The following is a 15852-nucleotide window of genomic DNA, read 5'->3' as shown; positions in this document are numbered from 1 at the left end:
GCACCCTTTAACGATAAAGCATACTTGCCCATTTAGTGAGTCCGGCGGTTACACTACCAAAGTGATCGCCGTTTACCATTTTAATATCACCTAAGTGCTCAACTAATGCAGCTTTTATTAGTGGCGATTGCGCGCTGCCACCGGTAAGGTAAATCACATCAGGAACGGTCCCTGCATCTTTAATCGCTTGTTTTGCTAAACTTACTATTTGCATAATCGAATCATCAACCGCCACAGCTAAATCAGCTCGTGATAGCACTTTATGTAATTGCGGTGCTAAAAACCCTAATTCACAGTCATACTCAGTCACTGACGAAAGCGCAATTTTTGCCGCCTCCCCTTGCTGTACCAGCTGATGACCTTGCTTATTTTGCTGCAAATCGATCAGTCGTTGAAATAACTCAGGTGCTTGTACTTCACGCAACTGCGTAAGTAATTCTCGGTGATGACTTTGACTATAAAACTGACTTTGCAAGTTCACATCATTAATTTTACACGCTTGCCAAAACGCCTGATTCGGTAAAGGTAAGCCTGACTTAAACGTAGTACCTAAACCTAGTAATGGCATAAGTGCGTGGTAGCTCAGTGCAATGTCTAAATCATTACCACCAACACGTTTACCTGTATGCGCTAAAAAGTCACTATCACGATCATTATTATTACGAAAGCTTGGGCCCATTTGCACAAACGAGCAATCACTGGTCCCCCCGCCAATATCAATAACCAAAACTTTTTGGTCTTCGGTTAGGTCACTTTCATAATCAATCCCAGCTGCCAGTGGTTCGTATAAAAAAGCCACGTCTTGAAAGCCTGCTCGTTTAGCTGCGCGCTCTAAAATACTAATGGCTTGCTTATTTGACTCTTCCCCGCCCACTGCTTGAAAGTTCACAGGGCGACCTATAACGGTGTGTGTTAGTTGTTTTTGTAACGACGCTTCAGCACGCTGTTTTATTTTTAAAATCATCGCAGTCGCAATGTCTTCAAAAAAGTTAATTTGCCCTTGCTTTAAACCTGTAGCCCCAAAAAATGATTTAGGAGATTTAACAAAATAACCTTCTTCTGGAAATTGTACATATTCACTAATGGCTTCACGACCGATAAATAAACTTTCATCGCCAGGGACAAGATCTAAATCTGATTTAATGCGAGGCATCGTGTTAAGCAGCGCTTGGCGCTGAATTCTAAAGTCGCTTTCGTAAGCGGTGCCAGTTAAATGTTGTGCAACAAAATCAACGACTAATGCACTATGGTGCGTATATAAGGTTGAGGGTAGGTAAAACTTACCTTGCTCTAAGGGTACTAACTCAACTGTATTTTGAGCATTCATTACACCCATTGCGCAATTAGAACTACCATAATCAAAACCAACTACCATTACTTCACCACAACTAACATCAAAAGGCCGCGCAATTTAGCATACTTACGGCTTTTTTTAAATGTTAATCAGGATCGCGTTGACGTAAAAAACTGGCAAACCGTGGTAAACCGTTTTTAGTAAAACCATGGTATCGGTATGTCACCGTCGCTCCTATTGCGGGTGGATTTTGGCGCTGTGCGTTACTAAAGCCAGTACCAATTGAAAACTCTTTTCCTTGTGGTGTAACTACTTTTAACGCCCCTAGCATGCCAGTAAATTTGCCTTTTCCTGGAAGATGAGCAATGACGACCGCTTCACTATCAAAATAAGGTTTTAACTTTAACAGCGCATCAGAACGGCCACTTTTATGCATTGCCGAGGCTAAATGCAGCATTACACCTTCACCACCTTGCTGAGTTACTTTATCAAAGTACGCAGATAATGCCTGCTCTGTAGTAAATTGATACTGCTGTACTGCTTGGATGTGAGGCTTATTTAATGTTTTTACTAAACGTAGATAATTTTCATAGCGTACTGCAAAGGGATTATGTTGATCTGGCATGTCAAATATCTGATAGGTGACTTTTTGCCAGTCACTATCCAACGGCTGTAAAGTGCGCACAATACCACTGAGGTCTGCAAAATCACCGCGCTTGGTCCACAACTCACCGTCTAACCTCAAATTAGGTAAATCAGCAATAAACCAGCCTGGCGCATGAATGGCATTGCCATTACGGGTTATCAACTGTGTTCCCGTCCAAATCGCACGGACCCCATCAAACTTCTCACTAACGAGATAGTTTTCAATGTCAAGCACTTGATCTTGTTGGTAAACCTTGGCAAGTTGGGCATCTGCGGTGATCTGTGTATCAGTTGCTAAGCAAGTAAAAGTACTGATCAGCAACCATAATACTGTTAGTCCTTTAAGCATATCGGTCTCCTTGTTTATCACCAAGCAGACTAAACTATAGCTTAGTTTGTACCCATTGCCATAGCTGCTGTAAATTATCCATTTGAGAAACAGCTAAACTTAAATCGTGGCCTAGGGTGTGTTTATTCGGTATTGCAACCACAGGTACGTTTGCATTAGTTGCTGCTGTAACGCCGGTGTGTGTATCTTCAACAGCAATTGCTTGCTCTGCAGAAATCCCTAATGTTGTCAGTGCAAGTAAATAAGGGTCTCCCGCAGGTTTTGGATTTTGCACGTCGTCTTTAGTCACTACGCAGTCAAACCATTCATAAAAGCCATAGCCTTTTAAGATAGGTAACGCCTCATGGCGTGAACTACCCGTCACTAATGCCATCTTAAGATCGCTTTGCTTCACTACCTCTAATACCTCTTCGGCAAAAGGCATTAAAGGAGGTAAATTAGTAGTAACAAATTGCTCGAATGCATCATATTTAGCCTGCGCTAACCACTGCGGTGAAACCGATAAGTTATATTGCTCAACCACTTCAATTGCCGCATCTAAGGTCGGTCGACCTGAAAAACGTTGGCAAAAATCATCTTCTTCATAGCGCACGCCAAACGGTGCTAAAACATCATTCCAACAGTTAAAGTGGACACTTTCTGAATCAACTAAAGTGCCATCCATATCAAATAATACTGCTTTTAATGTCATCCTCATTCCTTTATTTTTCAGCAACAAAAAAGGCGCTCATAGCACCTTTTTGGTTTAATACTTATGCTGTTAAACCTGCTGGCGGCTCTGCAAATGCTTCTTCACCCGTTTCAACATCTACCAACTCGTAGCCACGTTCTTTTCTAACAACTTTTAGTACAGGTTTTTCAAATGCTGTTTTTAAACGCTCTGCGTCATCTCGTAACGCATCTAAGGTGTTGCCAAAAGGCGCTGCGCCCGTTTCTGACCAATTCGTTACTTTACCATTTAGGTTATATTCAACCTCATGTATTTGATATTGCGCCGCTTCATCTTTAGTTGCTTCACAAAAAATCACTCGGTAGTTCCAAAATCCAGCCATGTTCTTCTCTTGTTAAATTTAATTGTCGCTACTTTAGCAGTAACGCCTATTAATATAAACGAAAAAACCCGCTTTAAAAGCGGGTTTAATGATGTATTAACTAGCTAACTTTAAAAGAAGTTAACTTTAAACTCAGCGCCAACAAAACGCCCTTCATTAATCATTGCAGTATTGTTATTGAAGTCGATTGCACCAATTGACTGTTGCTTATCAAATAAGTTACGTGCAAAAACAGCTACTTGATATTCATAGTCACCATCAGCCCATGCATAACCACTGCGAAGACCAACTTCAGTAAGTGCTTTACCTTCAAACTCTACAGACTCATATAAGAAGTAGTTAATTTCACTACGGTATGAAACATCTGCGTAAGTAAAGAACTCACCTTCGCCTAACTCTTTGCTGTAACGTAAGGTTAAGTTAGAGATCCACTCAGGTGCATGCGGCAGGCTGTTACCATCGATAATAGCATTGCCATTTACCATAGGATCAGTAACCGTTAGCAAGCCATTTAAAGCACGATCAGGTACTGGAATAGAAATTGAATCGTCTTTAAGTTCAGTATTATTGTAGCTTAAGTTAAATGTAGCATTTAACTCATCTGTTAATACCCACTCAGTATCTAACTCAAAGCCGTAACCAGTGGTTTTATCGGCATTTAACAGACTTGTTGTGTTAGCGGTACCACCAACGGCTGTGAGTTGCTGATCATTCATTGTGTAATAAAAGATAGTCGCATTTACACGACCGCGACCGTCTAATACATCTGACTTAATACCAGTTTCATAAGAAGTAACCGTTTCTGAATCAGCTTTTGTAACGTCATTAGAAAAAGTAATACGGCCTTGAATACTTGGTGCACGGAAAGTATTAGCTATTCGAGCATATAAATTCACATCATCAGTCAATTTGTATGACGCAGATAAATCCCAGCTTACATGATTATCACTGGCGTCTTCTGTGCGGGTAATATCTGTTTGGCATTGCATTAAGTCAAAGTTACATACACTTAAGTCCGCTGGTACAATTTTACGAACTGCAACAAAGTCTTTGTCGTCATCTGAATAGCGAAGACCTGCAGTTAGTTTTAAATCGTCACTCACAGTGTAATCAACAGAGCCAAATACAGCCCATGCTGTAGTGTCTTGTTGTTGATTTACGTAGCCACTAAGTGCACCACCTGCCAACGTGTTATAACCAAAGTTTTCGATGGTTAATGACTCATCAAAATAAAATAAACCGGTTTGATAATTAAAATCACCAGCAAAATTGCTAGATAAGCGTAATTCTTGCGTATATTGGTTGTGATCAGGTAAACCACTTTCACTTTCAGACTGATAAGGTATAGTACCAGGACCGCCAACATAGCCGCCATCAATATCACCACGAGAATTGACTTCGGCGCTTTCCCAACCTGTTATTGATGTTAATGTATGATTTGCAAAATCATACTCAAGCTTTAAGCTTGCACCTTGAGAATCAACAACTTGAAACTCACGTGCAGCTGCATTATGGTAAACCACATCGGCATCAAAGCCATCAACTAACTCATTTGAGCCAGTTTTGATTGCGTTTGCATAAAATGGGATCGGTGTACCTTCCATATTACGAACGTGATAATTTAGTAAGGCTGAAAAGTCATCTTTTTCATATAAAAACTGAATACGTGCAGCACGGTCAGTGTAACCGCCTAAGATGTCGTCTTGCTCAAAGCCTGGTGCACGGTTATCAATGTAATCATCTTTGCCTTGCCACAATACAGACACACGTGCAGATAAGTTTTCAGTTAAACCACCGCCAACAGCGCCTCTGAAATCAATTGAATCATTTGTACCATATGATACTGAACCGAATCCATCAAACTCTTGACTTGGCTTTACAGAATCAAATTTTACCAGACCTGCCGGCGTATTACGGCCAAATAAGGTACCTTGTGGACCGCGAAGTACTTCGACACGCTCTACGTCAAAAACAGGAAAACCTTTTAAGATCGCATTTTCTTGCACTATGTCGTCAACAACGAGTGATACTGGTTGTGATGCATTCAAGTCAAAGTCGGTATTACCTAGGCCACGAACATAAAAACGTGGGAAAGTACGTCCATATGAAGACTCAATAGATAAGCTTGGGATCTTCGCATTCATAAAGCGAATATCCATACCAGCAGAGCCGTATGCATCAAGCTTTTCGCCTTGCAATGCAGATACTGCGACAGGTACTTCCTGTGCGTTTTCTACACGCTTGCGCGCAGTGATTTGAATAACTTCTAATTGCTTGCTTTGCGCAGTTGGAGCTTGTTCATCAGCAGCAAGAGTTGTAAATGAAGTACCTGCTACGGCAGAGAACAACGTTGCATTGATTAGGGTTGCTAACGTAGATCTTTTCATTGCTTTCATGTCGGGGTTTAACCTTTTTAGTGCACTCTTATTCAACGGTTGATGTGTTGCGCCAAATTCACTCGGCGGGCTCGGCCAATTTTTCGCGCCTTAAGTTAAGCTGCGCGGACCTCTTTGTCGAGAGTGCAAAACGAAGTAAAGAGGCTGAACGAACGCTGAAGATTATAGCATTGTGTGACACTTTTGCTGCATTAATATGTACAATAATATAAACTTTTTACAACAAATAACGGCACAATAAGCGAACTTGAGAGATTTTATGCAATTATATTTATTTTATACGGACATTTGTCCTGTCAATAAAGTGGTTGTAAATGTAGCAGGTATCACAAGTGGGAGCCGCTAAGTGACTATAATGATCATTGAGTAAACCTAGCATAGCCAAATTTAATTCTGCTATACAATGCTTCTGCAAAGTTAATCGATATATTTTATTGATAAATCATACCTTATGCTAATGTATATAAACACGACAGAGCTAATCATTAAGGATTAAGATGGATCTAACCACCACACTTTCAAAAAACTGGTCAGTACTGTTAGTACGCGGCCTCATTGCAATTATTTTTGGCGTTATTACTTGGTTTGCACCCAATGCATCTCTGAGTATTATGTTGTTATTTTTTGCGGGCTATTTTTTATTTGATGGCATGCTAAGAACATGGGTTGCTTGGAACTCTAAGCAACACAATCCCTATTGGCGCTGGTTATTGGCCGGTGGGGTGTTATCAATCATCGCAGGACTAGTTACCCTATTTGCACCAAACGTTACCGCGATACTATTACTTTATTATGTCGCTGCGTGGGCCATAGCGATTGGCGCTGTTGAAATTTTAATTGCGCTTAAATTAAGAGCGGAGATATCTAATGAGTGGATATTAATTATTACTGGGGCAATATCAGTATTATTTGGTTTATATTTAATCTTTAATCCTAGCGCAGGGATCCATACTTTACTTTGGTTAGTCGCCACTTACGCCGTACTATTTGGTGCTTTAATTGTATTATTTTCATTAAAGCTAAGAAAGATGGCACAACAGCAATAACTCATCAATAAAAACGAAGTAATTTGCTACTCGTTGCAGCAAATTACTTCTGCAAGACGATACCGGTACCGCTGGATTTATTTCGTTGCTCGTCCCCGCCTTAATGCAATTTCACCATCAATATGTATATCGCGTTGTGGGAAAGAAATAACGACATTATGCTCAGCAAATATTTTATATACGCTAAAACGAATATCACTGCGGACTTGGCGCAACATGGTTTCTGATTCAGCACAAACCCAAAAAATAGCATTGAACACTAAAGAGCTTTCAGCAAAATCATCAAATAACACTGAAGATGCCGGCGTCGGGAGTATTGCAGGATGTTCGCTCAACACTTTTTTGATCAGTTTTTCAACTAACAATACATCTGATCCATATGCCACACCAACACTGACAGACGAACGAGCATTGCGGTCAATCAAGGTCCAATTCGTCACTGTGTTTTCGAGTAGTTGACTGTTTGGTATAAGCATGTGCACACCATCGTTGCGACGAATGCGCGTGGAGCGAGTATTAATCGTTTCAACCACCCCTTTGGCGTTGCCCACTTCTAAGAAATCTCCAATACGAATTGGCCGCTCCCACATTAAAATCCAGCCACTAATAAAGTTATTAATGATATTTTGTGCCCCGAATCCTACACCAATAGCTATAGCGCCAGAAACAAAGGCAAATGCTGTTAACGGAATATTTAACACTTCAAGGGAGGTAAATATTAAAATTGCGATACTTAACACTAAATAAATACGGGTAAATAAATACACCGCATCAGGGTTCATTTTACGTGCGAGCAGAGTTTTTCGTATTAATCGACCAATCCATGTAACCACAAACCACATGGCAAAGAGTATCAAAGGCACTTGAATAACTTTAGCTACAGTAATTTCGATATTGTTATAGCTAAAAATTACATACGATAAATAATGAGAGATTGACTCTAACGTCATACTTTTTCCAAAATTAATAAAACAAATAGCTATTCAGAGTTAAGTAAGCTTAGCACGCCATAATGGCATTTACGGAGAAGTTAAAGTTCAATATGTTTTTTATGAACAAATCATTAACATTTTCTTACAGGTAATGCTATATAAGTACTGTAAGCTTAAATAAAGCACGAGGAACGAATGATGTCACAACTGACCTTAAATCAAAAATTAGCCACGCTACAACCTTTAGTTGATTTGCAACTGTTTGAATCAAGTATTGAATACCGCAATAAAATTTTGTCTGTGCTTGCAGAGCAAGAGCATACTCTTAATTGCATTAACAAAGAGTTTGGTCACCAGCAACCGGCAAGTTTTGGTAGCGAAAAAAAGTTTGTTTTAGGTTACAACTAATTTTGCTACTTCGCGCATGCAATATAAACCAAAATTCTCAATTAAGTACCAACCTGTAGTAGCTTTAATACGTCCTACTGTTTAAGGCTACTATTTCTCGATTTGCACTATTTTTACCTAAAAACACGTTTTTTGCGCTCAATCCCCACCTTAAACCGATAAACTTAGTTGTATATACATGAAAATTTGCTAAGTTATGGGTGTTTTATGTCTCGCCTGTTTTTCAAGGCTCACCTATTTTATGGAGTTCTCATGCGTAAGACCCTTATAGCAACTACAATTGCTAGTGCATTATTATTATCTGCTTGTAGTTCGCAAAACGATGCAGATACAAAAGAGCAAACGACTCAAGTACAAACAGCCAATGTAGACAACGTATTAATGAAACCAAGTCCATTACAATATATGGCACCAGAATTTGATAAATTTGGTACCAGTGATTATGAACCGGCATTTGATGCAGGTATTGCGCAGCAAAAAGCGCAAATCACGGCTATCGCTAACAACCCAGCTCCAGCTACATTTAAAAACACCTTAGTTGAATTAGAACTATCTGGCGAATTGCTTGATCGCGTTTCAACCGCTTTCTATAACTTATCTGGTTTGATCTCTAATGATGAGTATCAACGTATTGCAGCAAAAATGGCCCCAGTGTTATCTGCGCATTCTGATGACATTTATCTTAACAAAGCATTATTTTCACGTGTTGAAACCATTAATGGCAATAAAGCGAAGTTAAATGCCGAAGATCAGCGTTTAGTTGAGTTTTACTACACTAAGTTTGTTAACGCTGGTGCAAAATTAGATGAAGCACAAAAAGCCAAAATGCGTGAAATCAACGCAGAGCTTGCTAAGTTATCAACAGCCTTCTCGCAAAACGTATTAAAATCGTTTAAAGAGGACGTGGTATTAGTAACCGATAAAAGCGAACTTGCTGGCCTTTCTGACGCTGAAATAGCAAGCCTTGCCGCTGCCGCTAAAAAAGCAGGTAAAGAAGGCTACATGATCACGTTGGTGAACACCACGCAACAGCCGATTCTCAGCAGCCTAGAAAACCGTAAGTTACGTGAACGTATTTTTAAAGCATCAACGACTCGTGCGCAAAATACCAATGGCCCTATCATTATCAAAGAAACCAATTTGCGCGCTCAAAAAGCAGCACTACTTGGCTACAAAAATTGGGCTTCATATGTAATGACCACACGTATGGCTAAAACCACTGAAAACGTTTATGGCATATTAGATGACTTAGCACCTAAAGCCGTAAATAAAGCAAAAGCTGAAGCTGCTGAAATTCAAAAAGTAATTGATGCATCAGGCGAAAAGTTTACTGTACAACCATGGGACTGGGCATTCTATTCAGAAAAAGTGCGCCAAGCTAAGTACGACCTAGATCCTGCTTTAGTTAAGCCATACTTTGAAATGCAATCAGTGATCCATAACGGTTTATTCTTTGCGATGGAAAAACTATACGGCATTACTTTCAAAGAGCGTAAAGATTTACCACTTTATCACGAAGATGTAATGGCGTTTGAAGTGTTCAACGCCGATGGTAGTTCTATTGGTTTATTCTACATGGACCCTTATGCTCGTGAGGGTAAACGTGGCGGTGCTTGGATGAGTGCATATGTTAGCCAAAGTGGCTTAAAAGGCACAAAACCTGTAATTTATAACGCGCAAAACATTCCTAAACCTGCAGATGGTCAGCCAACACTGATGACTTTTGACGAAGTTACGACTATGTTCCATGAATTTGGTCATGCGGCACACGGTTTGTTCTCAGACGTAAAATACCCAAGCCTTGCAGGCACTGCAACAGCTCGTGACTTTGTTGAATTCCCGTCACAAGCGAACGAAGATTGGAACATCGAACCAACTGTACTTGCTAACTACGCGAAGCATTACAAGACGGGTGAACCAATTCCTAAAGAATTACTCGACAAAGTACTTGAGTCACAAAACTTCAACCAAGGTTTTGGTACCACTGAGTATTTAGCTGCAGCATTACTTGATATGGAATGGCATTCATTTGGTGTTGATAAGAAAATAACTGATGTACAAAAATTTGAGCATGACGCGTTAGAGAAACACGGCATTGCTTACTACCCAGTACCACCGCGTTATAAGTCTTGCTACTTTAGCCACACCTTTGCTGGTGGCTATTCAGCAGGTTACTATGCATACCTTTGGACTGAAGTATTTGCAGCTGATGCCTTTGCGCATATGACAAAGCAAGGCGGCTTAACTCGTGACAACGGTGATAGCTTCCGCAAAGAGATTTTATCAAAAGGTAACAGTCGCGACTTAATGCAAAGCTATATTGAGTTCCGTGGTCAAAAGCCAACTACCGACGCCCTACTTAAGCGCCGTGGTTTAGTTAAGTAAACCAAACTAATTATAATGGGAGTCCGTAATGGGCTCTCATTTTTTATCGCCATTATTCATCCTAATCTTGTTACCTTCTAACTAAAATCAACACCTTACAGAAGATATATATGCTAATCTAAATAAAAAATTTAGGTTACACAATGCAAAATATACTTTTATTTTCAACTTGCTTACTACTAAGTGCATGTGCTACAGAGCCAACTGAGCACGCCGATATAGTGATCGCTAATGCGACGATCATCGACGTAACAACCGGACAACTCAGCGTTGAACAATCCCTTGCTATTCGCGATGGTGTGATCATAAAGCGCGCTAACAACTCACTAAAAAATAACTACATTACTGAGAATTACATTGATGCTAATGATCAATTTTTAATGCCAGGCCTTTGGGATATGCATGTCCATTTTGGCGGCGGTGAAGCGCTTATAGCCGAAAACAAAGCCCTGTTACCACTTTACCTCGCGTATGGCATTACTACAGTACGTGATGCTGCTGCTGATTTAAGTGAGTCAGTTTTAAGCTGGCGAGAGCAAATTAATAATAACCAATTAGTTGGCCCGACCATTTATACATCAGGGCCCAAACTCGAAGGTAAAGACTCTATTTGGCCTGGCAACTTAGAAGTTGAAACTGTCGAGGAAATGAATGCTGCTATTGATACGCTTGATGCTATGAATGTGGATTTTGTGAAAATCACCGATAGTGCATTAACACCTGAACTTTATTTAAAAGCAGTTAAAGAAGTGAAAAAACGTGGCTACCAAATATCTGGTCATATTCCGTTTTCGCTATCAGTTACAGATGTATCAAATGCAGGGTTAGATGCCATTGAGCATATGACCTACTTGTTAAAAGCCGCAGCAATTAATGAACCTGAAATATCAGCAAAAGTGGCTTCAGGTGAACTGAGTTACCGCAGTGCTTTGCCAATTATTACAGCAAATATTGATAACCAAACAGCTTTAAATAAATACGCCGTGTTAGCTCAAAATAACACGGCCGTAGTACCTACTTTAATTGGTGGTCAAATCACCGCTTATATTGATGAAGATAACCATCAAGATGATGAGTTTTTAAATTATTTAGGTAAAGGTCTTAAAGCCACTTACCAATGGCGTGTAGACAGAGCCAATAAAGATACCCAAGATCAAATCAAACAACGTAAAGAACGCTTTGTTAAAACAGCTCAATTACTACCTTTAGCACAACAGGCTGGCGTATCAATTATTGCTGGGACCGACGCTGGATTTTTAAATTCGTATATTTACCCAGGTTTATCTCTTCATCAAGAGCTGGCTATTTTTAGTGATTATGGCTTAACGCCATTACAAACATTGCAATCAGCAACACTTGCTGGACCACAGTTTTTAGGTAAAACGGCGCAGTTTGGAAAACTTACAGAAGGCAAAACCGCCGATATCATTTTCTTAACTGATAACCCATTAATTGATGTACGTAACACGCAAAAGCTCACTGGGGTTATTTCTCATAGTCGTTATTACAATCAAGCAGCACTTGAACAGCTAAAAGTAGATGCCAAGCAATTCGTTAGTTCACAACAGTAAATTAATCACCGGGCTCAGGTTACTTCACTGAGCCACTCCCTTTAATACTCTTTGTAGTATACACTCGCGCTTTTAGTTTGGAGTAAGCACTATGGGCTACTTATTTGCCGTCACTCTATTATGGGCGTTTTCATTTAGTTTAATTGGCGTATATTTAGCAGGTCAAGTTGATGCTTGGTTTAGTGTATTAATTCGCGTAGCCCTAGCCACACTGCTATTTTTACCGTTTTTAAAACGAACACCTCCCCAACTTGCTTGCAAACTCATGCTGATAGGCGCAGTACAACTCGGTATTATGTATAGCTTTTATTACCACTCATTTTTATTCTTAAGTGTGCCTGAAGTACTGCTATTTACCGTAATGACCCCGCTTTACATCACGTTATTAAACGATGCGTGCAACAAGTATTTTAACCCACAGTTTTTTATAGTCGCTTTTATTGCCGTGCTGGGTGCAATTACTATTCGCTATGAAAACTTAGACAGTAACTTCTTAGTCGGATTATTACTGGTACAAGGCGCTAATATTAGTTTTGCTGTAGGACAAGTAACCTACAAACGCTTAATGCTGGGTAAGCAGCTTGATGATAAAACTGTATTTGGCTGGTTTTTTATTGGTGCACTGATTGTTGCAAGTAGCTGTTATGTCTTATTTGGTAACTCAAACAAATTACCAAGCACCTCAACACAATGGGGCATATTGATTTATTTAGGAGTTGTGGCATCTGGTGTTGGCTATTTTATGTGGAATAAAGGCGCCACACTTGTCAATGTGGGCGCACTGGCGGTGATGAACAACTTGCTTATTCCTGCAGGCATTGTTGTTAATGTACTTATTTGGAATAGAGACGCGGACATACTCAGATTAAGTATTGGCGCGGGGGTTATGCTATTTGCCTTAGTGATAAACCAAATAATGGCTAAAAGAGTAAATTAGTTACCCTGTAGTTAAACTGTCACTAATAATTAGTAAGGTAGCGTCCACTTTGATTTTTAAGGAAAAATAATGAAGCACACACCTTTACTGACTAGTTGTTTATTATTAATTACACTCGCTGGCTGCGATGACGATGTAGAAATAGTCGAAAAAGAAGTGGTTGTTACCAACACTGAGGTTGAAATTGTTAAAGTTCCTACCCCGGTTATTGTTGAAGTCGCGCAAGGTACGAATATTCAACTCGGTGCTCGCCCCGACTACTTAATTGACGATATGGCCACCAGCGCACTAAAAACAAAATTAGAATCGTGCAAAGACGGCCCTTTTTATCGTACTGATTTTTCAATTGGTCACCGCGGTGCACCTATGCAATACCCAGAGCACACTAAAGAATCTTACATTGCAGCAGCTCGTATGGGCGCTGGCATTGTCGAGTGCGATGTGACGTTTACAAATGATAAAGAGCTGGTATGCCGCCATTCACAATGCGATTTACATACCACCACTAATATTTTAGCGATCCCAGAACTTGCCGCTAAATGCAGTGTGCCATTTACGCCAGCGGATCCTAACAGTGGCACACCCGCTGCAGCTAAATGTTGCACCAGCGATATTAGCCTGGCGGAATTTTTAACCCTTGAGGGTAAAATGGATGGCGCGAACACCAATGCCACCAATGTTAACGATTATATGAATGGAACACCGAGTTGGCGCACTGATTTATACGCCACCTCAGGTACACTCATGACTCATAAACAAAGTATTGCGCTATTTAAAGAGCTGGGTGTAAAAATGACCCCAGAGCTGAAATCGCCTCAAGTGAGCATGCCTTTTAATGGTATGACTCAAGCGCAATATGCACAAAAAATGCTGGATGAATACACGCAAATGGACGTACCCGCAAACCATGTTTATCCGCAATCATTTAACCTAGCCGACGTAGAATATTGGATTAGCACTAATCCTGAATTTGCAGCGCAAAGTGTGTATTTGGATGGTCGCGACAGCAATGCAGGGTTTGATCCTAATAACGCAGCAACATGGCAGCCAAGCATGGCAGAGCTAGCTACTGATGGCGTTAAAATTATAGCGCCCCCTATTTGGATGCTGCTAACCATAGATAACGACAGTAATATTGTACCCTCACAGTACGCTATAGATGCTAAGGCCGCAGGGCTTAATATTATTGCATGGAGCCTTGAACGCTCTGGCCCTCTAAATGAAGGCGGTGGTTATTATTATCAATCTATTAGTGATGTTATAGATAACGATGGCGACATGTTCACTGTGGTTGATGTTTTAGCACAAGAAGTGGGGGTCATGGGGATATTTTCCGATTGGCCAGCAACCGTAAGTTACTATGCTAGCTGTAATAAAATGCCTGCAAGTATTTAAACTTTAAGGCGTGTTTATTTTATCGCGCTCAGTTACCATATATTTTATATTATTTAACTGAGCGCTTTTATGATCATCCAACACCACCATGCAGACTTGCCTACCTAAGGGATCCCCAAAAATAATTATTAAGTTTCAATTACATCACTCACATCCATATTTTTCCAATCGATTTGCACTACTACCTGTACGAAATAGGCTAGTCCTTCCAAATAATCTCGCCGTCGCAATTTAATGGACTGTTTTTTGACGTATCGCAATCCAACAAATGCCCATGACACTACTCGCCTCCTTTTGGTTGAGTTAGCTTGAAAAGAGCCTGTCTTTCCTGCTTTGTCTATCACTGCGCCCAGCATCATTGAGAACCAATGAGCCAGTGTGGCAAGCAGTAACAGTATGTCTAATCGATAGAGTTTGTTTGTCCTGTGCAGATCTGAGCCTAAGCCGAACCTAACACTTTTTTGATCTCGAAATCCTGCTTCTATCTGCATTCTCATACCATATAATTTGAGCACTTTTTCGAGAAAGTGGTGCCTTTTTGGAAGTGAAGAAACGAGTAGCCAAGGCTCCTTATAACCACGTTTTTTATCTCTTTTTAATAACTTATGCCCTTTGCCAACCAGCACTGCATGCGTGTGATATTGTGCACTTTTGGTCAACTCGGTCGCGCCAAGATACTGGCTCCTACGTTGATTGCTCTTGAATAGTGACTGGCATGGAACAAACTCATCGCTGCCCTGCGTTTTCAAGTGTGCCGTACCTCGAACTCGGCTAATATAATGCCAGCCATTGTTTCGCACTGCTTTGAGCCAAGGAACTTTAAAGCCCGCATCCGTCACAATGACAGGGCGGCAATCACTCGGCAAGATCAGTTTGAGCATCTTTAAGAACCGTTTTTGTACTTTTGGGCAATGATATTGAAAGCTGAATGCACTTTCCTGATACAGGGTTAAAGAGCGACCTTCACTAACAATGCTGGCACGCAGAATACAGTATTTGGTTTGTGTATCTGCATGACTCCAATCAACCAAAATGACGGGATGCTTTTCAGTGACCACAAAACGGCTTAAGTGAACATAAACCGTTGTTGATTCACGTAAAAGCTCGTGGTTACTGAGCAGTCGATCAATACGTTTAATATCATGTTTTTCAGTTGTTTTTGAATTCAAATTGCGGCCGATAGACGTCAAGGTACATTGCTGGCAGTGCAATAGAGATTTAACGGCAGCGACTAAAGTATTAAATCTGGCTTTATGAATTGAGTTAGGGGTGACAGCGCGGAGCATATTGTGCAAAATAGTAAAAGCATTCATGGTGTTTAGCTCTGTTGTTTTTAAGCGATTCATAAGATCACAAAACACCATGAATGTTCCCTCGCTTCCCACATTTTTTAATACTATTAGTTCATTGATATATAAAGGCTAATTCTGGGGATACTTTAG

13 protein-coding genes are annotated in these 15852 nt (G+C 40.3%); 6 read left to right on the top strand and 7 right to left on the bottom strand.

What is annotated here, in order from left to right; genetic code table 11:
- Window positions 1-7: 7 nt before the first annotated feature.
- The 5 genes from yegD to H5201_RS05030 form a co-directional block, all read right to left on the bottom strand.
- On the bottom strand, window positions 8-1375 hold the full coding sequence (gene yegD / locus H5201_RS05050; RefSeq protein ID WP_182783859.1) for a molecular chaperone: 1368 nt from the start codon (window positions 1373-1375) through the stop codon (window positions 8-10).
- 64 nt (window positions 1376-1439) lie between these two features.
- Entirely contained in the window at window positions 1440-2288 is an 849-nt protein-coding gene (locus H5201_RS05045) for a DNA ligase (RefSeq protein WP_182767464.1), read from the bottom strand.
- 34 nt (window positions 2289-2322) lie between these two features.
- Window positions 2323-2979 (bottom strand): HAD family phosphatase, encoded by a 657-nt coding sequence (locus H5201_RS05040; protein ID WP_182783858.1) that lies wholly within the window; start codon window positions 2977-2979, stop codon window positions 2323-2325.
- Window positions 2980-3040: 61 nt separating this feature from the next.
- Entirely contained in the window at window positions 3041-3340 is a 300-nt protein-coding gene (locus H5201_RS05035) for a hypothetical protein (protein ID WP_145237374.1), read from the bottom strand.
- A gap of 110 nt (window positions 3341-3450) precedes the next feature.
- Window positions 3451-5736, bottom strand: a complete 2286-nt coding sequence (locus H5201_RS05030) for a TonB-dependent receptor (RefSeq protein ID WP_182767466.1) — start codon at window positions 5734-5736, stop codon at window positions 3451-3453.
- A 497-nt stretch (window positions 5737-6233) separates the two neighbouring features.
- On the opposite strand from H5201_RS05030, the gene H5201_RS05025 reads away from it, so the two are divergent.
- On the top strand, window positions 6234-6782 hold the full coding sequence (locus H5201_RS05025) for an HdeD family acid-resistance protein (protein ID WP_182717055.1): 549 nt from the start codon (window positions 6234-6236) through the stop codon (window positions 6780-6782).
- Between the two features lie 77 nt (window positions 6783-6859).
- Here H5201_RS05025 and H5201_RS05020 read toward each other — a convergent pair whose 3' ends face one another.
- The gene (locus H5201_RS05020) at window positions 6860-7732 is read right to left on the bottom strand and encodes a mechanosensitive ion channel family protein (protein ID WP_182783856.1); all 873 of its coding nucleotides are present in this window, start codon (window positions 7730-7732) and stop codon (window positions 6860-6862) included.
- A gap of 180 nt (window positions 7733-7912) precedes the next feature.
- On the opposite strand from H5201_RS05020, the gene H5201_RS05015 reads away from it, so the two are divergent.
- The 5 genes from H5201_RS05015 to H5201_RS04995 all read left to right on the top strand — a co-directional run bounded on the left by H5201_RS05015 (window position 7913) and on the right by H5201_RS04995 (window position 14410).
- Window positions 7913-8122: a hypothetical protein gene (locus H5201_RS05015; RefSeq protein ID WP_145237750.1), complete on the top strand. Its 210-nt coding sequence runs from the start codon at window positions 7913-7915 to the stop codon at window positions 8120-8122.
- Window positions 8123-8374: 252 nt separating this feature from the next.
- Window positions 8375-10507 (top strand): M3 family metallopeptidase, encoded by a 2133-nt coding sequence (locus H5201_RS05010; RefSeq protein ID WP_182739382.1) that lies wholly within the window; start codon window positions 8375-8377, stop codon window positions 10505-10507.
- A gap of 143 nt (window positions 10508-10650) precedes the next feature.
- The gene (locus tag H5201_RS05005; RefSeq protein ID WP_182783854.1) at window positions 10651-12078 is read left to right on the top strand and encodes an amidohydrolase family protein; all 1428 of its coding nucleotides are present in this window, start codon (window positions 10651-10653) and stop codon (window positions 12076-12078) included.
- A 91-nt stretch (window positions 12079-12169) separates the two neighbouring features.
- The gene (locus tag H5201_RS05000) at window positions 12170-13015 is read left to right on the top strand and encodes a carboxylate/amino acid/amine transporter (RefSeq protein WP_182717051.1); all 846 of its coding nucleotides are present in this window, start codon (window positions 12170-12172) and stop codon (window positions 13013-13015) included.
- Between the two features lie 69 nt (window positions 13016-13084).
- Window positions 13085-14410: a glycerophosphodiester phosphodiesterase family protein gene (locus H5201_RS04995; protein ID WP_182783852.1), complete on the top strand. Its 1326-nt coding sequence runs from the start codon at window positions 13085-13087 to the stop codon at window positions 14408-14410.
- A gap of 128 nt (window positions 14411-14538) precedes the next feature.
- Here the strand turns inward: H5201_RS04995 and H5201_RS04990 are convergent, their stop codons facing one another.
- On the bottom strand, window positions 14539-15756 hold the full coding sequence (locus H5201_RS04990) for an IS4 family transposase (RefSeq protein ID WP_182762828.1): 1218 nt from the start codon (window positions 15754-15756) through the stop codon (window positions 14539-14541).
- Window positions 15757-15852 lie beyond the last annotated feature (96 nt).

The sequence above is a fragment of the Pseudoalteromonas sp. SG43-6 genome (genome assembly GCF_014164365.1).
Taxonomy (GTDB): domain Bacteria; phylum Pseudomonadota; class Gammaproteobacteria; order Enterobacterales; family Alteromonadaceae; genus Pseudoalteromonas; species Pseudoalteromonas rhizosphaerae.
Note: the sequence above shows the minus strand (reverse complement) of the source record. Positions and strands in the feature narration are given on the sequence as shown.